Origin of the sequence: Pseudomonas sp. 2822-17 (assembly GCF_002742485.1) — a bacterium.
GTDB classification, from domain to species: Bacteria; Pseudomonadota; Gammaproteobacteria; order Pseudomonadales; family Pseudomonadaceae; genus Aquipseudomonas; species Aquipseudomonas cyclaminis.
In genome coordinates this window covers 1-228 of record NZ_LJRZ01000006.1, presented here as the reverse complement: position 1 = coordinate 228, position 228 = coordinate 1, and the positions used below count along the sequence as shown (strand labels likewise).

The 228-nt window shown below is 37.3% G+C and carries 1 protein-coding gene; it reads left to right on the top strand.

Annotated elements, in window-relative coordinates; translation table 11 throughout:
• On the top strand, positions 1-228 hold a 228-nt coding region (locus tag AOA60_RS00020), incomplete at both ends, for a DUF3267 domain-containing protein (RefSeq protein WP_143522291.1).

Here is a 228-nt window from a genome sequence, read left to right as displayed (position 1 = left end):
GTTCTTATTGTTCCGTTTCACTTCATATTACATTGTCTACCACTTTGGGTAGTAGGGAAAAAGGCTTCCTTTGGAGTAAGAAGAAAATATTGGCCATTCTTCTATTATTCATCAAAAGGGCCTTTATCCAAACAACTAGTTATGACTTCTATATGTATGCCTGTACTAGTGATTACTACTGTGAGTGTTGCTGCAGCGGTTGTTTTTCCAGAATGGCTTCACTATATC